The 21,867-nt window shown below is 40.5% G+C and carries 17 protein-coding genes; 16 read left to right on the top strand and 1 reads right to left on the bottom strand.

Features of this window, described 5'->3' with window-relative positions; genetic code table 11:
- Positions 1-4: 4 nt before the first annotated feature.
- The 8 genes from tuf (HMPREF1504_RS03005) (at position 5) to rplL (ending at position 4,819) form a co-directional block, all read left to right on the top strand.
- Positions 5-1,192 carry an elongation factor Tu gene (tuf, locus tag HMPREF1504_RS03005; protein ID WP_005377009.1) on the top strand — a complete coding sequence of 396 codons (1,188 nt, stop codon included), beginning with the start codon at positions 5-7 and terminating at the stop codon, positions 1,190-1,192.
- 235 nt (positions 1,193-1,427) lie between these two features.
- Entirely contained in the window at positions 1,428-1,577 is a 150-nt protein-coding gene (gene rpmG / locus HMPREF1504_RS03000; protein WP_004693530.1) for a 50S ribosomal protein L33, read from the top strand.
- Positions 1,578-1,618: 41 nt separating this feature from the next.
- Positions 1,619-1,840, top strand: a complete 222-nt coding sequence (secE, locus tag HMPREF1504_RS02995; protein WP_005377007.1) for a preprotein translocase subunit SecE — start codon at positions 1,619-1,621, stop codon at positions 1,838-1,840.
- 11 nt (positions 1,841-1,851) lie between these two features.
- Positions 1,852-2,388, top strand: a complete 537-nt coding sequence (gene nusG, locus HMPREF1504_RS02990; protein WP_005377143.1) for a transcription termination/antitermination protein NusG — start codon at positions 1,852-1,854, stop codon at positions 2,386-2,388.
- Positions 2,389-2,487: 99 nt separating this feature from the next.
- The gene (rplK, locus tag HMPREF1504_RS02985) at positions 2,488-2,913 is read left to right on the top strand and encodes a 50S ribosomal protein L11 (RefSeq protein ID WP_004693535.1); all 426 of its coding nucleotides are present in this window, start codon (positions 2,488-2,490) and stop codon (positions 2,911-2,913) included.
- A gap of 75 nt (positions 2,914-2,988) precedes the next feature.
- Positions 2,989-3,699, top strand: a complete 711-nt coding sequence (gene rplA, locus HMPREF1504_RS02980) for a 50S ribosomal protein L1 (protein ID WP_005377180.1) — start codon at positions 2,989-2,991, stop codon at positions 3,697-3,699.
- Between the two features lie 174 nt (positions 3,700-3,873).
- Complete coding sequence (gene rplJ, locus HMPREF1504_RS02975; RefSeq protein WP_005382951.1) at positions 3,874-4,380, top strand: 50S ribosomal protein L10; 507 nt, start codon at positions 3,874-3,876, stop codon at positions 4,378-4,380.
- A 70-nt stretch (positions 4,381-4,450) separates the two neighbouring features.
- Complete coding sequence (rplL, locus tag HMPREF1504_RS02970) at positions 4,451-4,819, top strand: 50S ribosomal protein L7/L12 (RefSeq protein ID WP_009661502.1); 369 nt, start codon at positions 4,451-4,453, stop codon at positions 4,817-4,819.
- A gap of 116 nt (positions 4,820-4,935) precedes the next feature.
- On the opposite strand, the gene HMPREF1504_RS02965 is transcribed toward rplL, so the two are convergent.
- Positions 4,936-6,582 (bottom strand): glycosyltransferase family 39 protein, encoded by a 1,647-nt coding sequence (locus tag HMPREF1504_RS02965; protein ID WP_038123304.1) that lies wholly within the window; start codon positions 6,580-6,582, stop codon positions 4,936-4,938.
- Between the two features lie 211 nt (positions 6,583-6,793).
- On the opposite strand from HMPREF1504_RS02965, the gene HMPREF1504_RS02960 reads away from it, so the two are divergent.
- From HMPREF1504_RS02960 to tuf (HMPREF1504_RS02925), 8 genes are all read left to right on the top strand, one after another.
- Positions 6,794-8,209: an aspartate ammonia-lyase gene (locus tag HMPREF1504_RS02960; protein WP_005379846.1), complete on the top strand. Its 1,416-nt coding sequence runs from the start codon at positions 6,794-6,796 to the stop codon at positions 8,207-8,209.
- Positions 8,210-8,545: 336 nt separating this feature from the next.
- Positions 8,546-12,694 (top strand): DNA-directed RNA polymerase subunit beta, encoded by a 4,149-nt coding sequence (gene rpoB, locus HMPREF1504_RS02955; RefSeq protein ID WP_038123301.1) that lies wholly within the window; start codon positions 8,546-8,548, stop codon positions 12,692-12,694.
- 56 nt (positions 12,695-12,750) lie between these two features.
- Positions 12,751-16,929, top strand: a complete 4,179-nt coding sequence (rpoC, locus tag HMPREF1504_RS02950; protein ID WP_227041793.1) for a DNA-directed RNA polymerase subunit beta' — start codon at positions 12,751-12,753, stop codon at positions 16,927-16,929.
- A 362-nt stretch (positions 16,930-17,291) separates the two neighbouring features.
- On the top strand, positions 17,292-17,537 hold the full coding sequence (locus HMPREF1504_RS02945) for a ribosomal L7Ae/L30e/S12e/Gadd45 family protein (RefSeq protein WP_005377124.1): 246 nt from the start codon (positions 17,292-17,294) through the stop codon (positions 17,535-17,537).
- 76 nt (positions 17,538-17,613) lie between these two features.
- Positions 17,614-17,988 (top strand): 30S ribosomal protein S12, encoded by a 375-nt coding sequence (gene rpsL, locus HMPREF1504_RS02940; RefSeq protein WP_004693554.1) that lies wholly within the window; start codon positions 17,614-17,616, stop codon positions 17,986-17,988.
- Positions 17,989-18,040: 52 nt separating this feature from the next.
- Positions 18,041-18,511, top strand: coding sequence for a 30S ribosomal protein S7 (rpsG, locus tag HMPREF1504_RS02935; RefSeq protein ID WP_004693556.1), 471 nt, complete (start codon positions 18,041-18,043; stop codon positions 18,509-18,511).
- Between the two features lie 15 nt (positions 18,512-18,526).
- A complete protein-coding gene (fusA, locus tag HMPREF1504_RS02930) occupies positions 18,527-20,602 on the top strand; it encodes an elongation factor G (protein ID WP_005377031.1) in 2,076 nt (691 codons plus the stop codon).
- A gap of 50 nt (positions 20,603-20,652) precedes the next feature.
- On the top strand, positions 20,653-21,840 hold the full coding sequence (tuf, locus tag HMPREF1504_RS02925; RefSeq protein WP_005377009.1) for an elongation factor Tu: 1,188 nt from the start codon (positions 20,653-20,655) through the stop codon (positions 21,838-21,840).
- Positions 21,841-21,867: the final 27 nt, after the last annotated feature.

Here is a 21,867-nt window from a genome sequence, read left to right as displayed (position 1 = left end):
TAAAATGGCAAAAGAAAAATTTGAACGTACGAAACCGCATGTTAACATTGGTACTATCGGTCACGTTGACCATGGTAAAACTACTTTGACTGCTGCAATCACTAAAGTATTGGCTGAAAAAGGCCAAGCTGATTTCCAAGATTACAGCATGATCGATAAAGCTCCAGAAGAACGTGAACGTGGTATCACAATCAACACTGCACACGTTGAATACGAAACTGAAAACCGTCACTATGCACACGTTGACTGCCCAGGCCATGCTGACTATGTTAAAAACATGATCACTGGTGCGGCTCAAATGGACGGCGCTATCTTGGTATGTTCCGCAGCTGACGGCCCTATGCCTCAAACTCGCGAACACATCTTGTTGGCTCGCCAAGTTGGTGTTCCTGCAATCGTAGTATTCTTGAACAAAGCTGACATGGTTGACGACGAAGAATTGATCGAATTAGTAGAAATGGAAGTTCGTGAACTTCTTTCCTCCTACGAATTCCCTGGCGACGAAGTACCTATCATTGTAGGTTCCGCTTTGAAAGCTTTGGAAGGCGACGCTCAATATGTAGCTAAAATCGACGAATTGATGGCAGCTGTAGATTCCTACATCCCAACTCCAGTTCGTGATACTGACAAACCTTTCTTGATGCCTGTGGAAGACGTATTCACAATCACTGGTCGTGGTACAGTAGCAACTGGCCGTGTTGAACGTGGTCAAGTAAATGTAGGCGACACAGTAGAAGTTGTAGGCTTGAAAGAAAAAGCTGAACAATACGTTGTAACTGGTCTTGAAATGTTCCGCAAAACTTTGGACTCTGCAGTAGCAGGCGACAACGTTGGTGCATTGCTTCGTGGTGTTGACCGTAAAGACATCGAACGTGGTCAAGTATTGGCTAAACCAGGTTCCATCAACCCACACACAAAATTCAAAGCAGAAGTATACGTATTGACTAAAGAAGAAGGTGGCCGTCATACTCCATTCTTCTCCAACTACCGTCCACAATTCTACTTCCGTACAACAGACGTAACAGGTGTTGTAAACCTTCCTGAAGGTGTAGAAATGTGTATGCCTGGCGATAACGTAACAATGAATATCGAATTGATTACTCCGATCGCTATCGAAGAAGGTCTTCGTTTCGCGATTCGCGAAGGTGGCCATACAGTAGGCGCTGGCGTTGTAACTGAAATCGAAGGTTAATTAGTAGCCTTTGTAATAAATAGGACTCCGTAAGGGGTCCTATTTTTGTGTAAAGTTCTAGACAAGGAACGCCATTTTTTGTTATACTATTTCTGTCAGGTACATGTGCCTGGCTTTTTTGAGTTGCTCAAAATCTTGACATTGCTAGACACATATGATACTATTCATTAGTATGTAGTCGAGCGTTTTCGAGTACAAGAGACTTATTAGTAAATATAAAGCGAGGTGTGTCCGGATGCGTAATGCCATTACTTTAGCTTGCACAGATTGCAAACAACGTAATTACCAAACGAACAAGAATAAGAAAAACAATCCTGATCGTATTGAAATGATGAAATATTGCAAATTCTGCGGTAAACATACATTACACCGTGAAACGAAATAATTCTTATCATTCATTACCTGTTGATTTGAGGATGTGAACAAATGGCAAAGTCTAACTCAGCAGTACAACAACGTGGCGGATTTGGTAAATTCTTCCGCGGCGTAAAGGCTGAACTGAAAAAAGTAGTCTGGCCAACAAGAAAAGAGCTCATCAATTACACAATTGTAGTATTTTTGGTAACAATCTTTATTGCCTTACTCATCTATGTGTTTGATGCGATTTTTGCTCAACTAATTAATATGTTGTTGCGGATTGTTGGATAGGGGGCCATTACATGGAAGCAGATAAGAAGTGGTATGTAATTCATACCTATTCAGGCTACGAAAATAAAGTTAAAACCACTTTAGAACTTAAGGTTCAATCTATGGGCTTACAAGATGTTATTAGTCGAATTCTAGTACCTCTTGAAGATGAAATAGATGAAAAAGATGGGGTTAAAAAAGTAGTAAAACGTAAAATATTTCCTGGGTACGTATTGGTTGAAATGGAAGTTAACGACCGTTCTTGGTATGTTGTGCGCAACACACCAGGTGTAACAGGTTTCGTTGGCTCTGCCACTAAACCAGTTCCACTTTCTGATTCCGAAGTAGAACATATACTTAAGTCTCAGGGCTTGGATAAGAAACCAACAATCAACGTCGATGTAGAGGTTGGTGAAACGGTACGCATTACATCCGGTGCCTTTGAAGATAGACTAGGTGTTATTACCGAAATTAACCCTGAAAAAGGAACATTGAAACTTAATGTAGAAATGTTCAATCGAGATACAGAGGTAGAGGTAGAGTTTTCTCAAGTTGAAAAAGCTCTTTAATATATAAATATAACTCTAAAAGAGCAATCGATTTTGGTTGCAGTGGGAGGATATTTATCCGTTACCACCACAGTAGAATCATAGGAGGTTTAATTACCCATGGCTAAGAAATTAGTTAAACAAGTAAAACTACAAATTGAAGCCGCTAAAGCTACTCCAGCACCACCAGTTGGTCCTGCATTAGGTCAAGCAGGCGTTAACATCGTTGCTTTCACAAAAGAATTCAACGAACGTACTGCTAAACAAGCTGGCTTGATTATTCCAGTAGTTATTAACGTATATGAAGATCGTAGCTTCGACTTCATCACTAAGACACCACCAGCTGCAGTATTGTTGAAAAAAGCTGCAGGTATCCCAAAAGGTTCTGGTGTACCTAATCGTGATAAAGTAGCTAAAGTAGGTCGCGATAAAGTTCGTGAAATTGCTGAATTGAAAATGCCTGACTTGAATGCTAATACCGTAGAACAAGGTATGCGCATGGTAGAAGGTACTGCTCGCAGCATGGGCATTGAAATCGTTGACTAATAAGCGTACGACTTGCGCATAAGCGCAAATCGGTGGGAGGGAATTCCCGTTTGACCACATAAGGAGGATATTATAATGGCAAAAGTAGGTAAGAAATACGCTGAAGCAGTAAAACTTATTGAAGCTGGTAAGTTCTACGAACCAGTTGAAGCAATTGAGTTAGTTAAGAAAACTGCAACTGCAAATTTCGATGAAACAGTTGAAATCGCTTTCAACTTGAATGTCGACCCTAAATACGCTGATCAACAAGTTCGTGGTGCAGTAGTATTGCCTCATGGTACTGGCAAAACTAAACGCGTTCTTGTGTTCGCTAAAGGCGACAACATTAAAGCAGCTGAAGAAGCTGGCGCAGATTTCGTAGGTTCTGAAGAGTTAGTAGCTAAAATCCAAGGTGGTTGGAGCGACTTCGACGTAGTAGTTGCTACACCAGACATGATGGGTCAAGTTGGCCGTCTTGGTAAAATCTTGGGTCCTAAAGGCTTGATGCCAAACCCTAAAGTTGGTACTGTAACTCCAGACGTTGCTCGTGCAGTAAACGAAATTAAAGCTGGTAAAATCGAATACCGTACTGATAAAGCAGGTATCATTTCTTGCTCCATCGGTAAAGCTTCTTTCGATGATGAAAAATTACTTGACAATTACCGTACAATCGTTGATACTATTATCAAGGCTAAACCTGTAGCAGCTAAAGGTCAATACATTAAATCTGTAACCTTGTCCGCTACAATGGGCCCTGGTGTGCCTTTGAACGTGTTCAAATTGAGCAACGTAACCAAAGAGCAATAATCACATATGTCTCTTAGCTGTAGACGGCTGGTATGTATAATGGATGTAAATCCGCCCGCTGAGGCTGACACTAGAACAACCTAGGACTAGTTACGACCTCATCGCGTGCGATGAGGTCGTTTTTACGCTAAGATAGTACATAGAGCACCACAAAATCTATAAGGAGGTAATCTAATGGCTGTCACTGAATCAAAAAAAGCAATCGTTGCTCAAATGAAAGAAACTCTTTCTGAAGCAAAAGGTGCTGTATTGATTGGTTACTCTGGTTTGACTGTTGCGCAAGCAACTGATCTTCGTCGCAAAATGTTGGCTGAAGGTGTTGAATACAAAGTAATCAAAAATACTTTGACTCGCATTGCTGCAAACGAATTGAATCTTGAAGGTTTCTCTGAGCATTTAGAAGGTCCAACTGCATTGGCTACTTCTAAAGAAGATGCTGTTGCACCTGCTCGTGTAATCGAACAATTCATCAAAGCTACAGAACAAGAAGTTGTTACTGTAAAAGCTGGTATCGTTGAAGGCGAAGTTATGGACGCTGCAGGCGTTAAAGCAATCGCAAGCCTTCCAAACCGCGAAGGTATGCTTTCCATGTTGCTTTCCGTATTGCAAGCACCTGTTCGCAATGTTGCATACGCTGTCAAAGCTGTTGCAGACGCTCAACCAGCAGAAGCTGCAGAATAATAATTTCTGTGAATTATTCATTGGTCGCTTAAGACCGATACAATAAACTATTTTATGGAGGAAAACTAAAATGGCATTGAACATTGAAAACATCGTTGCTGAATTAAAAGAAGCAACTATTCTTGAACTTAATGATCTTGTAAAAGCAATTGAAGAAGAATTTGGCGTAACTGCAGCAGCTCCTGTAGCTGTAGCAGCTGCAGGTGGTGCTGAAGGCGGCGCTGCTAAAGATTCTTTCGACGTAATCTTGAAAGAAGCTGGCGCATCCAAAATCAACGTAATCAAAGTTGTTCGTGAAGCAACTGGTCTTGGCTTGAAAGAAGCTAAAGCTATCGTTGACGGCGCTCCTGCACCTGTAAAAGAAGGCGTAGCTACTGAAGCAGCTGAAGCTTTAAAAGCTCAATTGGAAGAAGCTGGCGCAACTGTAGAATTGAAATAATTCTAGCCATATTAAAAGGCGTACCTAAAGGTACGCCTTTTTTTGCGTTCTGATTACTCTGAAACGACTCTGTATAAACTTGATATTAAAAAGCGTGCCCCGAAGGGCACGCTCTATTAAAATGAAATACTATCTTGTACTTTATATATTGTAGCTCCATTAGTTTTGCCCAATGGTTTTGTAATGACAGATGCAGGTGAACTTTCAAAGTCTTTTATATTCCGATTAGGTACGATAACAATAGCATTTAACTCGTTTGGAAGTTGATCTAAAAACTCATCTTTGGTAATGGTAGGCATAATATTTCTGGCCTTAGCCCAGCGTTCGTCATCAGTCTTATTTAAATATACTTGTGTTGGTATATGTTTTGTATAATACACGACTGAAGTATAATATCCACCATATACGAAAACAGGTTGATTCGTATTTTCTATATAAGATGTAAACTGAATACCAGATTGACTCGTTAATATGGGCGTCACAGAAATGGTAGTGGCTGAGTATAGGGCTAGTATTGGAAGCAAAAATAGCAATGTGAGTTGTGAATATGTTCGTATGTAATGTCTAGCTATTTTAAAAATCAGAGCGCCTATGCTAACTATAATCATATACTCTAAGATATAGTCGCTAGCACTGACGGCTACGCCAATACCTAGAATGCATGTATATATGCCAAATGGTAGTGTTACTAAAGAAGTACAATATTTAGATAGATTAGGGTTAAACAGTAAATTGATAATTGCCTCACTACCCCATATGATACATGGAATAATCGCGGGTAGTGTATAGGTTAAATACTTGGTTGCTACAATAGAATAAAATAGTAATATAATAACAAACCATATCCCGCCAAGTAGGTTGAATGATTCCTTCCAGTTCAGTTTCCGCAATTGATATATAACCACTGGTGTCCATGGCAATAAAGCAAGCGGCGTAATTATTAGATAGTAGTACCACACGTTGAATTTAGGGTGTTCGGATACGAGGGCACGACCTACATTTTGTAGACCAAGAAATCCACTAATAAAATCTTGGCCGTGAATAGAATACATTGCTATGTACCATGGAGTAGCAATGGCGAAAAATAATACAATACCTAGCGGTGTAAAGGCAATCTTTAAATTTCTTAGTAAACTTACCTCATCCTTATTGGTTTTACTATATTTTTGAAGGACCATAAACACTAATAATATGAGTCCTGGTAATAGTAATCCGATGGGTCCTTTTGTTAAGACTGCAAAGGCAGCTGCAATATAGGCTTTCATCATCGACGACTTATCATTGTTTGTAAAAGCTAGGTAAGCATAACCAAATATGGCAAGACTAAAGAAAAATAAAAAGCCATCTGTTATAACCGCATGTGATATATACCAAAATTGTAAGGTGCTCATCAAGAGGATGGCACTGGTTACTGCGACTGGGACGGACTGTTTGATACGGTATACCATGTGATACATGAGTGATACACTGGCCCCTGCAATTAATGTATTAGGGATGCGTGATACAAAATCTGATATACCGAACAATTTATAGCAGATCATAAGTGCCCAATATGTTAATGGTGGTTTATCATACCATACATGGTCATAAATCATAGGTGAAATCCATGAATTGTGAGTTAACATGGTTATGGCACTTAATACATAGTTAGATTCTACTGGATCGGTAATCGGTATATAGGCATTATAAAAACCATAGCTTATGACTGTAATTAAAAACAGCGCTATGATTCGTGTTCGATGATTTATGTTAATTTTAAACACTCCTTTATGTTAATAGTATATGCTTATATTTTACTATACTTTGCAATGTTCAGATATGTCATGAGAGAAATTATATAGAATATTGTTTTTATGGAATACCTTAAATGACTTTTGTGTATACAAAATACATGTTATAATAAATTCAAAAGAAAGACCATTTTATACAATGTAATTTGAATGATATACACATTCAGTGGAAAGAAGGATAGCAATGAGAAAAGAACATGATTTCCTAGGTGAATTAGAAGTAGCTGATGAGTTATATTATGGTGTACAAACGATTCGTGCATTAGAAAACTTTCACATTACAGGAAAACATTTAGACCAAGATTTTATTAAAGCTTTAGCAATGGTAAAAAAGGCCTCCGCTTTGGCCAATATGAAAACAGGTCGCCTCAATGTATCTATTGGTAAAGCCATTGTTCAAGCCGCAGATGAAGTCATCGCCGGCGAATTTGCAGATCAATTTCCAGTCGACCCAATTCAAGGTGGTGCAGGTACTTCTGTGAATATGAACATGAATGAAGTATTAGCAAACCGCGCTTGTGAAATTTTGGGTCATCCAAAAGGATCCTATGATATTGTAAGTCCTAATAACCATTGTAATATGGCGCAATCTACCAATGATGCATTTCCAACGGCTATTAAGGTTTGTGCGATTTTGAAATCTAAACCTTTGCTTGAAGCGTTGCAACGCCTTGTGGATGAACTTGAGAAAAAGGCTGATGAGTATAGCGAAATTTTAAAAATGGGGCGCACTCATTTACAAGATGCGGTGCCTATTACATTAGGTCAAGAAATGGGTGCTTATGCATCAGGTGTTCGCCGTGGTATTAGACGTATTAAATCTGCTGTTGAAGGAGCACATGTTATCAATATGGGGGCTACTGCCGTTGGTACAGGCCTTAATGCAGAACCAAATTACATTCATGACGTAGCATACGAACTTAGCGAAGTCGTAGGCGAACCATTCTATACTGCAGATAACTTGATTGATGCTACGAACAACACGGATATCTTTGCTGATATCTCTAGTGGTTTGAAGGTTACGGCTCTTGTATTGATTAAAATGGCCAACGATTTCCGTTTGATGGCATCTGGCCCTCGTTGTGGTATCGGGGAATTGAAATTACCTGCTCGTCAACCTGGTTCTTCCATTATGCCTGGTAAGGTGAACCCAGTTATCGCCGAAGTATTGAATCAAGTATGTTATCAAGTTATCGGTAACGATCTTACCATTTCTTTGGCTGTAGAAAATGGTCAATTTGAATTGAACGTAATGGAACCTGTATTGGCTTACAATTTGTTCAATAATCTTTGCTACCTTAAAAATGGTGTTAACACATTCGTTGATAAATTGCTTATCGATCTTGAAGTAGACCGTGAACAATGCGAATACTGGTTGAACCGTTCTGTTGGTATCGTAACTGCATTGTTGCCTCACCTTGGTTATGAAACCGCTTCTGCACTTGCAAAAGAAGCCTACACATCTGGTCGTGCTATTCGCGATATTATCCTAGAAAAAGGTTTATTGACTGAAGATGAAATCAATCATATTCTTTCTCCTAAAGAAATGACACGCCCTGGTATTGCCGCTGCTGATTTGTTAAAACACAAAGGAAATTAATTTTTATTAATGAACTTTGTCATATAATGTGAACAATACGTGAAAATGTGAAAGCTGTCAGCCTTTTGGTTGACAGCTTTTTTATATGATGATAGAATTATAAATTGCAAAAGTAGCATTTTCTACTTTTCCATGTAGAAGCTATAACTTACGTATTAAGGGTTTTCTTCCAAGGTTGTGCTTGGATAATGAACAGAGCAAGGTTATTTTTTAAATAAAAAAGGGCCTTGCTTATTTGGCGTTATTAAAGCAGGAAAACTGAGACCTGTAAGATGTCTTTTCTATGCCGTTATAGAAATATGGTGGACCAGTGTATTTGAAGGAGGGAAAGCACATATGTTCAAACCTGAACAGGTAGGCAAACGGACTCGTTATACATATGCAAAAATTAACGAAGTTATTAAGATGCCGCATTTGTTGGACATTCAGCGTAAATCGTACGAATGGTTCTTGGAGAGCGGTTTACAAAATATTTTCAACGATATTTCTCCGATTAAAGACAATTCAGGTAATTTAGTACTTTCTTTTGAAGGTTTTAGCTTAGGTGAGCCTAAGTATGATATTAATGAGTGCAAAAATCGTGATGCTACATACGCAGCACCACTTCGTGTAAATATCCGTTTAGTTAATAATGATCCTGAAAATATGGACATTAAAGAACAAGAAGTATTTATGGGTGATTTCCCATTGATGACGGATACAGGCACTTTCATTATCAATGGTGCAGAACGTGTTATCGTATCTCAATTAGTACGTTCCCCTGGCGTTTACTATGGTAAAGAAATCGATACCATGGGTAATCGTTTATATGAATCCACAGTTATCCCAAATCGCGGTGCTTGGATTGAATTAGAAACAGATGCTAGCGAAGTTGTAGCCGTTCGTATCGACCGTAACCGTAAATTACCGGCTACTGTGCTTGTTCGTGCATTAGGTTGGGATACTAATGAAAGTATTCTTGATCTTTTCTGGAACGGTCAAACAGATGAAGATGGTTTGCCAGTATATGATGAACGCATTGTTCGTACATTAGAAAAAGATACAACTCAATCTGCTGATGAAGCATTGGTAGAAATTTATAAAAAATTACGTCCAGGTGAACCTCCTACTGTAGAATCTGCTCGTAATTTATTCGATAATTTATTCTTCGATGCTCGCCGTTATGATTTAGCGCGCGTAGGTCGTTATAAATTAAATAAAAAACTAGGATGGCGTCAACGTATGTTGGGTCAAACATTGGCACAACCAATTGTTGATACTGAAACAGGTGAAATCATCCTTGATGCAGGCGTACAAGTTGGGGAAGAACAACTTGATATCGTTGCTAAGAGCGGTGTATTTAGCGGCGAAGGTTTTGCTGAATTCTATATCACTAATTCAGATGGTGTAGTATCCAAAATCATTTGCAACAACTGCAACTTAGAATTTAACCATCGTACAGTTACAAGAGAAGATATGATTGCTAATATCTCTTACCTCTTGAACTTGATGGATGGTGCCGGTCATACAGATGATATCGACCATTTGGGTAACCGTCGTCTTCGTTGCGTAGGTGAATTGTTACAAAATCAATTCCGTATTGGTTTGACTCGTATGGAACGTGTTGTACGTGAACGCATGACAATTCAAGAAATTGAATCTATTACGCCTCAAGCGTTGATTAATATTCGTCCTGTTGTAGCAGCGATTAAAGAATTCTTTGGTTCTTCTCAGTTGTCTCAATTTATGGACCAAACAAACCCATTAGCAGAATTGACACATAAACGTCGTCTATCTGCCCTTGGACCTGGCGGTTTATCTCGTGAACGTGCAGGTTTCGAAGTTCGTGACGTGCATCACTCTCACTATGGCCGTATGTGTCCTATTGAAACACCAGAAGGTCCTAACATCGGTTTGATTAACTCCTTATCTAACTATGCGAAGGTTAATGAATTCGGTTTCATCGAGGCTCCATACCGTAAGGTTGAAAAAATTTACGGCGAAGGTGCTGACGCGGATAAGGTTGTAAAAGTACGCGTATCTGAAAGCGTTGCTTATATGACTGCAGATGAAGAAGAAGGCATGACAATTGCCCAAGCGAACTCCCCTCTTGATGCAGACGGTTGTTTTGCTAATGACCATGTAGCATGTCGTCGTGGTCATGACGTATTAGAAGTAACACCTGATAAGGTTGATTACATGGACGTTAGTCCAAAAGAAGTTGTATCCATCGGTACAGCTATGATTCCATTCCTTGAAAACGATGATGCGAACCGTGCCTTGATGGGTGCGAACATGCAACGTCAAGCGGTGCCTTTGCTCCGTGCTCAAGCACCTTTAGTTGGTACAGGTATGGAATATACAGCGGCTACTGACTCTGGCGTTTGCGTATTGGCACGCGAAGCTGGTAAAGTCGTACGTTGCTGGGGTAATGAAATCCACGTTCTTCGCGATAGCGATGGTCGTGTTGATACATACCGTTTGAATAAATTCCTTCGTTCTAACCAATCCACCTGCTTTAACCAAAAACCAATCGTTAATCGTGGTGACCATGTTGTAAAAGGCCAAGTATTGGCTGATGGTCCTGCTACTGATGGTGGTGAATTGGCTCTTGGCTTTAATGTTCTTGTAGCGTTCATGCCTTGGGAAGGTTATAACTACGAAGATGCTATCTTGCTTAGTGAAGAACTTTGCAAAGAAGATATCTATACATCCATTCATATTGAAGAATACGAATGTGATGCGCGCGACACTAAACTAGGTGCCGAAGAAATCACTCGTGAATTGCCTAATACTGGTGATGATACACTTAAAAACCTAGATGAAGATGGTATCATCTGTATCGGTGCAGAAGTACATCCTGGTGATATCCTCGTGGGTAAAGCTACACCAAAAGGCGAAACTGAATTAACACCAGAAGAACGTTTGTTACGTGCTATTTTTGGTGATAAAGAACGCGAAGTTCGAGATACATCCCTCCGTGTGCCTCATGGTGAATGTGGTAAGGTTGTAGACGTTAAAGTGTTCACTCGTGAAAATGGTGATGAGTTACAACCAGGTGTAAACAAACTTGTTCGCGTTTACATCGCTCAAAAACGTAAAATCCACGAAGGCGATAAAATGGCCGGTCGTCATGGTAACAAAGGTGTCGTTTCTCGCGTAATGAGAAAAGAAGATATGCCATTCCTTCCAGATGGTACTCCAGTACAAATCGTATTGAACCCATTGGGCGTACCTTCTCGTATGAACATTGGTCAGGTTCTTGAAACTCACTTAGGCTGGGCTGTTCAAGGCTTGGGCATGAAAATTAAGGCTACAGATCTTCATATTCAAAATGTATTGAAAGAAGCGCGTACTGATGAATCCTATTGGGAACAAATCGATGCAATTCGCAAATTATATGCTGAAATTGAAGAGTTAGAAGCTAAAGCGAAAGAAGATGTAACAGTAGCTCATTTTGATATTGATGAAAAAATCATCGATTTGAAATCTCAAATCTTAGGTCATGTAGAAGAAGCTGCTCAAAAGAAATTGGCTGCACTTGGTGGCGAAGCTCGTTACAATGAATTGAAAGCATTAGAATCTAAATACAATGCACTTCACATGGAATATTTCGGCACTGAAGAAGAAGTGCCTGAAATGGATCCAGCTCTTGTTGAAGAATTAGAACGCATCAACAAGGTACGTGCTACATTGAACCATATCGAAGAAGCTCGTGCTAAACGCGTTGAAATTCGCAAAGATTTGGAAAAATTAGGCTATGACTATGATACCTATGGTATGCCAAAACCGGATGTAGCTGGTATTCATATCGCTACACCTGTATTTGATGGTGCCCATGAAAAAGATGTATTCGAAACATTGGATATCGCTGGTCGCCCAGATGATGGTAAAACCGTATTGTACGATGGCCGTACCGGTGAACCTATGGATAACCGTGTAACGGTTGGTTACGTATACATGTTGAAACTTCACCATTTGGTTGATGATAAAATTCATGCGCGCTCCACAGGTCCGTACTCCCTTGTTACACAACAACCATTGGGTGGTAAAGCTCAATTTGGTGGCCAACGTTTCGGGGAAATGGAAGTTTGGGCCCTTGAAGCATATGGCGCAGCCTATACTCTTCAAGAACTATTAACTGTTAAGTCTGACGACGTTGTTGGTCGTGTTAAAGCATACGAAAAAATCGTTAAAGGCGAAAATATTCCTGAACCAGGTGTGCCTGAGTCCTTCAAAGTATTGCTCAAAGAACTTCAAAGTATCGGTCTTGATGTAAAAATCTTGAACGAAGATCAAGAAGAAGTTGTTATGAAAGAACTTGATGACGAAGATGAAGTGGTAGAAACTGGTATTGAAGATGTTATGGACGGCGATGCTGTTGAAACAGATGAAGTAACAGTTGTAGACCCAGAAGCAGAGGAAGAAGTATCTAATGGTGGCGATGATGATATTCTTAGCCAATTAGCATATCCAATTAGTGAATCCTCTGCAGATGAAGACTGATACTGAATATTAGGAAGGGAGCGATAGTAGTGCTAGACGTAAATGAATTTGATTCCATGCGAATCGGTTTAGCCTCTCCAGAGCAAATTTTAGAATGGTCTCATGGGGAAGTTAAAAAACCAGAAACAATTAACTACCGTACGTTAAAGCCAGAACGTGATGGTCTATTTTGCGAACGCATTTTTGGACCAACAAAGGACTGGGAATGTCACTGCGGTAAATATAAACGCATCCGCCATAAAGGCGTTGTCTGCGATAAATGTGGCGTAGAAGTAACACGTGCTAAAGTGCGTCGTGAACGTATGGGCCATATCCAATTGGCTACACCTGTATCCCATATTTGGTACTTCAAGGGTATCCCATCTCGTATGGGCCTTATCCTTGATGTATCTCCACGTTCCTTGGAACGCGTATTGTATTTTGCTTCCTATATCGTAGTTGATCCTGCAGGTAGCCCATTGGCAAAACGCCAATTGTTATCTGAACAAGAATACCGTGAATACGAAGCTCAATTCAATGAAGAAGGATATACTATCGGTGGTAAATCCGTAGTTATTGAAACTGTGGCACAACGTAATGAACGTTTGGCTATCGTTCGTGAAGCACAACGTAAAGAACGTTATAATGCAGCACTTCGTGAAGATGCTACAATTCCAGAAGCTGATAAAGAATATGAAGAATTAACTCGTGAAGAACGTTACGAATTAGGTGCTACAGAAGAAATCTTATTCGTATGTATCGACATGGGTGCAGAAGCGGTAAAAGCATTATTATCTGAACTTGATTTAGAACAATTAAATGCTGAATTGCGCGAAGAGTTGAACACTGCAAGTGGTCAACGTAAAATCCGTGCCGTTCGCCGTCTTGAAGTAGTAGAAGCATTCCGTCAATCTGGCAATCGCCCAGAATGGATGATTATGGATGTCGTTCCTGTTATCCCACCTGAATTGCGCCCTATGGTTCAATTAGATGGTGGTCGCTTTGCTACATCTGACCTTAATGATTTGTATCGTCGTGTTATCAATCGTAACAACCGTTTGAAACGTTTGTTGGACTTAGGTGCTCCTGATATCATCGTGCGCAATGAAAAACGCATGTTGCAAGAAGCGGTTGATGCATTGATTGATAATGGTCGTCGTGGCCGTCCTGTTACAGGTCCTGGTAACCGCCCATTAAAATCCTTGTCCGATATGCTTAAAGGTAAACAAGGTCGTTTCCGTCAAAACTTGCTCGGTAAACGTGTTGACTACTCCGGTCGTTCCGTTATCGTAGTAGGTCCAGAACTTAAAATGCATCAATGTGGTTTGCCTAAAGAAATGGCATTGGAATTGTTCAAGCCATTCGTTATGAAACGCTTGGTAGAACGTGGACAAGCATCCAATATTAAGGCTGCTAAGCGCCAAGTAGAACGCGTAGGTCCTGGTGTATGGGAATCCTTGGAAGAGGTTATCAAAGAACATCCAGTTCTTTTGAACCGTGCCCCTACATTGCATAGACTTGGTATCCAAGCCTTCGAACCAATCCTTTGGGAAGGCCGTGCTATCAAATTGCATCCATTAGTATGTACAGCCTTTAATGCCGACTTTGACGGTGACCAAATGGCTTGTCATTTACCATTGTCCGTAGAAGCTCAATCCGAAGCTCGTACATTGATGCTATCCGTTCATAATATCTTATCAACAAAAGATGGTAAGCCAGTTGCTATTCCATCTCAAGATATGATTTTGGGTACTTATTACCTAACAGTTGTACGCGAAGATACTCGTGATAAAGCAAAAACATTTGCTACATATGACGAAGTAATGCTTGCTTACGATTCTCATGTTATCGGATTGCAAGATATTTTATACATTCGCTTGCCTGAACACGGTCGCGTAGAAACTACAGCTGGTCGTTTGATCTTTAACAACGCTTTGTTCCCAGAATTATGGCAATATGAACAAAAAGAAGACGGTACTTACACATTGGGTAAGGTTATGGATAAGAAGACGGTTGGTAAACTTGTAGATCAATGTTTCCAATTATTCGGCAATGAAAAAACTGCTGAACTCTTAGACAGAATTAAATCCCTTGGTTACTCCTTTGCACGTCGTGCAGGTATGACAGTAGCCATTGCGGATATTAAAGTACCAGAAGAAAAATTCGATTTACTTGATACTGCAGAACAAGAAGTAGAAAAAGTATCTCGTCTATATCGCCGTGGTCTTATTACAGAAGAAGAACGTTATCGTAAAACAATCCAATTGTGGACAAAAGCAACAGAAGATGTTACTGATGCCATGATGGATAATATGGCGCGCGATAAAGATGGCTTCAACCCTGTATATATGATGGCTATCTCCGGTGCCCGTGGTAACAAACAACAAATTCGTCAGCTTGCTGGTATGCGTGGTTTGATGGCTGACCCATCTGGTCGTATCATCGACTTGCCAATCAAGGCAAACTTTAAAGAAGGTTTGACTGTATTGGATTACTTTACGTCCTCTCATGGTGCTCGTAAAGGTTTGGCCGATACAGCACTTCGTACAGCTGACTCCGGTTATTTGACTCGTCGTCTTGTTGACGTATCTCAAGACGTTATCGTTCGTGAGGACGATTGTGACGTTGTAGGTATCGATCTCGTTCGTGAACGCGCTCGTTTGGCTACATCTCCACGTCAAGCTCTTGAAATGTTGAAAGACAAATTGATTGGCCGCGTTCTCGATAAAGATGTAGTAAATGCTGAAACAGGTGAATTAGCTGTTCCTGCAGAAACTATTCTTGATGAACAAAGCTTAGCAGATATCGCAGATGCTGGTGTAACAGCTATCTCCTTACGCGGTGCACATTTAGGCTCTGATAGCGATATTAACCATACTAATTTGGTACAAAAGATCCTTCTTGGTGAAAGCGACGATAGTATCCGTGCAACATTAAAAGAAACTATGGTTCAAAATATGTTGAACAAGGATACTGTGAATGCTATCGTGGACAGCAATGGCGTAGAAATCTACCCTGCTGATACACGCCTTACAGAAGAAGGTATCGAAGCAATTCTAAACTCTGATGTAAAAGAGGTACAAGTACGCAATAATGAAATCAACGGTATTGAAGTAGAAGCTATCGTTGAAGGTACGGGTATTATTGAACCATTGAAAGACCGTATCGTAGGTCGTATTGCAGCTGAAGAATTAATCAATAAGGAAACTGGTGAAGTTATCGTTCCATTGAATGGTGAAATTACTGAAGAACTTGCTGATGAAGTTGTAAAACATTACGATGTTGTTAAAATCCGTTCCGTATTGACTTGTCGCAGCCCTTATGGCGTATGCCGTAAGTGCTATGGTCGTGACCTTGGTACAGGTGACCAAGTTCAAGTCGGTGAAGCAGTTGGTATCATTGCGGCTCAATCCATCGGTGAACCTGGTACACAATTGACAATGCGTACATTCCATACAGGCGGTGTCGCAGGTGACGATATCACACAAGGTTTGCCTCGTGTTGAAGAATTGTTCGAAGCTCGTAAACCAAAACGTAATGCAATCATTGCTGAAAATGAAGGTGTAGTACGTGTTGTACCTAACGAAGGTAAAAAAGGTACTAATACTATCTTTATTACAGGTGAAGATGGTATTGAACTCGATTACCTCATCCCTTATGGTTCCCGCATTATCGTTAAAGACGGTGATGTTGTATCCTTGGGCGCACGTTTGACAGAAGGTTCCATTAATCCTCATGACATCATGCGTGTAATGGGCACACAAGCAACACAACGTTACCTCGTATACGAAGTACAAAAAGTATATAAATCTCAAGGTGTAGAAATCAATGATAAACACATTGAAGTTATTGTTCGTCAAATGCTTCATAAGGTTAAAATCGAAACTGCTGGCGATGCAGATATGCTTCCTGGCGACATGATTGATATCAACACATTTGATGAAGAAAATCGTCGTTTAACATTGAATGGCCGTGAAAATGCTACTGGTAAACGTACATTGTTGGGTATTACTAAAGCTGCATTGGCTACAGATTCCTTCTTGTCTGCTGCATCATTCCAAGAAACTACACGTGTTCTTACAGATGCTGCTATTAAGGGCAAAATCGATCCATTATTGGGTCTTAAGGAAAATGTTATCATCGGTAAATTGATTCCTGCCGGTACTGGTATGAGCCGTTACCGTAAAATTGAAGTAGTTAAAAAGGCTCCTGAAATTTTGGAATTAACTGATGACGGTGAAATCATAGAAAAATAAGGTTTTATAGCTTATAGCTATGATTAGAAAATAAAAGAGATATTCCTAGATTGTTATATAATTTAGGGATATCTCTTTTTTGTTATATCAATTTTGCATAACAAGACTGCACCAATAGAATTGAATATGTATAAAGTGTATAAAAATAAGCGAAATTATCTATATTTGTATAAAAAAACGAGAATACTACATGTGATTCTTATAAATGATACACACGGATAGGTGTACATATTAAATACAGTGAAATAGCGGTTTTGAGTGTTAAAAAACCTTTGACATGCGTTTGAGTAATTGATATACTTACATAGTGCTTAGAGGGCAAGTGGGCCCTGAGCATAGTTTCGTAAGGAGAAGATGTAACCATGGACATTGCCCATTTGGCATCGGCGAACAAGACAATAGGTGCTAAGCAAACGATTAAATCAATTGCAAAAGGCTCTGTTAAGTTTGTGTTTCTCGGCTGCGATAGCGATAGCTACGTAGTAGATCCTGTACGGATGGCTTGCGTGGAACATAATATACCGTTCGACGATAAGCATACGATGGATGACCTTGGTCGTGCGTGCCGCATTAAGGTGCGGGCCACAGCGGTAGGCATCCTACGTTAATCTCGGTAATATCCGATGTAACAATTTGTTATGACGGATCAATTATAAATCTCAAATTTGGAAAGGAGGTGCCCAAATGCCAACAATTAATCAGCTAGTACGCAAAGGTCGCATGAGCTTGACTAAAAAATCTACAGCTCCAGCGCTTCAAGAATCTCCACAAAAACGTGGTGTATGTACTCGTGTGTACACAGCTACTCCAAAGAAACCAAACTCCGCGCTTCGTAAAGTTGCCCGTGTACGTTTGACAAACGCTATTGAAGTAACTGCTTACATTCCAGGCATTGGTCACAATTTACAAGAACACAGTGTTGTACTTATCAGAGGCGGTCGTGTAAAAGACCTTCCAGGTGTGCGTTATCACATCGTTCGTGGTGCATTGGATACAGCTGGCGTACAAAATCGTATGCAAAGTCGTTCCAAATACGGCGCGAAAAAAGCTAAAAAATAATTTTAGCCATTAAACGAAATTAACACACATCATTATAAAGGAGGAATTGAACATGCCAAGAAAAGGCCCTGTTCCGAAACGTGATGTACTTCCAGATCCGGTGTACAACAGCAAATTAGTAACACGTTTCATTAACAAAGTTATGTACGATGGCAAAAAAGGCATTGCTGAAACTATCGTATATGATGCATTTGAAATTATTCGTTCCAAAATGGGTCAAGACCCAATGGAAGTTTTTGATCAAGCATTGAAAAATGTTATGCCTGTACTTGAAGTACGTGCTCGCCGTATCGGTGGTGCGAACTACCAAGTGCCAGTTGAAGTTCGTGCTGATCGCCGTCAAACCCTCGGTATTCGTTGGGTTGTAAACTACGCTCGTCTTCGTGGTGAACGCACTATGAAAGAACGCTTAGCAGGCGAATTGATGGACGCTTTCAACAATGCAGGCGCTGCAATCAAGAAAAAAGAAGATACTCATAAAATGGCAGAAGCTAATAAAGCATTTGCTCATTATCGTTGGTAATAAGAGGTGACAACTGTGGCAAGAGAGTTTTCCCTAGCAAAAACTCGTAATATCGGTATCATGGCTCACATCGATGCTGGTAAAACAACAACTACAGAACGTATCCTCTACTATACAGGTATTGTTCACAAAATCGGCGAAGTACATGAAGGTGCTGCTACGATGGACTGGATGGCGCAAGAACAAGAACGTGGTATCACAATCACTTCTGCGGCGACAACATGTCACTGGAAAGATCATCGTATCAATATCATCGATACTCCTGGTCACGTTGACTTTACTGTAGAAGTAGAACGTTCTCTACGTGTACTTGATGGCTCCGTAGCGGTGTTCAGTGCTAAAGGTGGCGTTGAACCTCAATCCGAAACAGTATGGCGTCAAGCATCTAACTACGGCGTACCTCGTATCGCTTATGTAAATAAGATGGATACAGTAGGTGCTGACTTCTTCAACGTAGTTGATATGATGAAATCCCGTTTGGGTGCAAATTCCGTAGCTATCCAAGTGCCAATCGGCGCTGAAGATACTTTCGAAGGCATCATCGATTTGATGACTATGAAAGCGGAAATTTACAAATCCGATGACGGTAAAGAATATGAAATCACTGATATCCCAGCAGAATATCAAGAAGTAGCTGAAGCTCGTCGCGAAATGATGATCGATGCTATCGCTGAAACTGATGACGATATCATGATGAAATATTTGGAAGGTGAAGAAATCTCCATTGAAGAATTGAAAGCAGCATTGCGTAAAGCAGTTATTGCTAACCAATTGTTCCCAGTTCTTTGTGGTTCTTCCTACAAAAACAAAGGTGTACAAATGTTGTTGGACGCTGTTGTAGATTACATGCCAGCTCCTATCGACATTCCAGCTATTAAAGGTACCGTTCCTGGTACTGAAGAAGAAACTACTCGTCCTTCTTCCGATGATGAACCATTCTCCGCATTGGCATTCAAAATCATGGCTGACCCTTATGTTGGTAAATTAGCGTTCTTCCGTGTGTACTCCGGTACATTGGAATCCGGTTCCTACGTTTTCAACTCCACAAAAGGTAAGAAAGAACGTATCGGCCGTATTCTTCAAATGCACGCTAACACTCGTAAAGAAATCGACATGGTTTACGCTGGCGACATCGCTGCAGCTGTAGGCTTGAAAGATACTACTACTGGTGATACTCTTTGTGATGAAAAGAATCCTGTAATTCTTGAATCCATGGAATTCCCTGAACCAGTTATCTCCGTTGCTGTTGAACCTAAAACAAAAGCTGACCAAGAAAAAATGGGTACAGCTCTTGCTCGTTTGGCAGAAGAAGATCCTACTTTCAAAGTTCGTACTGATGAAGAAACAGGTCAAACTATTATCTCCGGTATGGGCGAACTTCACTTGGATATCATCGTCGACCGTATGAACCGTGAATTCAAAGTAGAATGTAACGTAGGTAAACCTCAAGTAGCTTATCGCGAAACTATCCGTAAAGCTGTTAAAGCTGAAGGTAAATTCGTTCGTCAATCTGGTGGTCGTGGTCAATATGGTCACTGCTGGTTGGAATTAATTCCTCAAGAACCAGGTGCTGGCTTCGAATTTGAAAATAAGGTCGTAGGTGGTGCAATTCCTCGTGAATACATCGGACCTGTTGAAAATGGTGTTAAAGAAGCTATGGAATCCGGTGTTATCGCTGGTTATCCAATGGTTGACATCAAAGTTATCGTATTTGACGGCTCCTACCATGACGTTGACTCCAACGAAATGGCCTTCAAAATCGCTGGTTCCATGGGCTTTAAAGAAGGTGCTCGCAAAGCAGACCCTGCATTGCTTGAACCATACATGTCCGTAGAAGTAGACGTTCCTGAAGAATACATGGGCGACGTTATCGGTGACTTGAACTCTCGTCGTGGTCGCATGGACGGCATGGAAGCTCGTAATGGTAACCAACATATCAAAGCATATGTTCCATTGAGCGAAATGTTCGGTTACGCAACTGACCTTCGTTCCAAAACTCAAGGTCGCGGTAACTACTCCATGACATTCGATCATTACGAAGAAGTTCCTAAGAAAATTGCTGAAGAAATTCAAGCAAAGAAAAACGGTTAATCTTACATTAGATTAATAGAATTACTATTTTCCTCGGAGGATAATTTAAAATGGCAAAAGAAAAATTTGAACGTACGAAACCGCATGTTAACATCGGTACAATCGGTCACGTTGACCATGGTAAAACTACTTTGACTGCTGCAATCACTAAAGTATTGGCTGAAAAAGGCCAAGCTGATTTCCAAGATTACAGCATGATCGATAAAGCTCCAGAAGAACGTGAACGTGGTATCACAATCAACACTGCACACGTTGAATACGAAACTGAAAACCGTCACTATGCACACGTTGACTGCCCAGGCCATGCTGACTATGTTAAAAACATGATTACTGGTGCGGCTCAAATGGACGGCGCTATCTTGGTATGTTCCGCAGCTGACGGCCCTATGCCTCAAACTCGCGAACACATCTTGTTGGCTCGCCAAGTTGGTGTTCCTGCAATCGTAGTATTCTTGAACAAAGCTGACATGGTTGACGACGAAGAATTGATCGAATTAGTAGAAATGGAAGTTCGTGAACTTCTTTCCTCCTACGAATTCCCTGGCGACGAAGTACCTATCATTGTAGGTTCCGCTTTGAAAGCTTTGGAAGGCGACGCTCAATATGTAGCTAAAATCGACGAATTGATGGCAGCTGTAGATTCCTACATCCCAACTCCAGTTCGTGATACTGACAAACCTTTCTTGATGCCTGTGGAAGACGTATTCACAATCACTGGTCGTGGTACAGTAGCAACTGGCCGTGTTGAACGTGGTCAAGTAAATGTAGGCGACACAGTAGAAGTTGTAGGCTTGAAAGAAAAAGCTGAACAATACGTTGTAACTGGTCTTGAAATGTTCCGCAAAACTTTGGACTCTGCAGTAGCAGGCGACAACGTTGGTGCATTGCTTCGTGGTGTTGACCGTAAAGACATCGAACGTGGTCAAGTATTGGCTAAACCAGGTTCCATCAACCCACATACAAAATTCAAAGCAGAAGTATACGTATTGACTAAAGAAGAAGGTGGCCGTCATACTCCATTCTTCTCCAACTACCGTCCACAATTCTACTTCCGTACAACAGACGTAACAGGTGTTGTAAACCTTCCTGAAGGTGTAGAAATGTGTATGCCTGGCGATAACGTAACAATGAATATCGAATTGATTACTCCAATCGCTATCGAAGAAGGTCTTCGTTTCGCGATTCGCGAAGGTGGCCATACAGTAGGCGCTGGCGTTGTAACTGAAATCGAAGGTTAATTAGTAGCCTTTGTAATAATCATCGTA

It is taken from the genome of Veillonella sp. ICM51a (assembly GCF_000524355.1).
GTDB classification, from domain to species: Bacteria; Bacillota; Negativicutes; order Veillonellales; family Veillonellaceae; genus Veillonella; species Veillonella atypica.
Note: the sequence above shows the minus strand (reverse complement) of the source record. Positions and strands in the feature narration are given on the sequence as shown.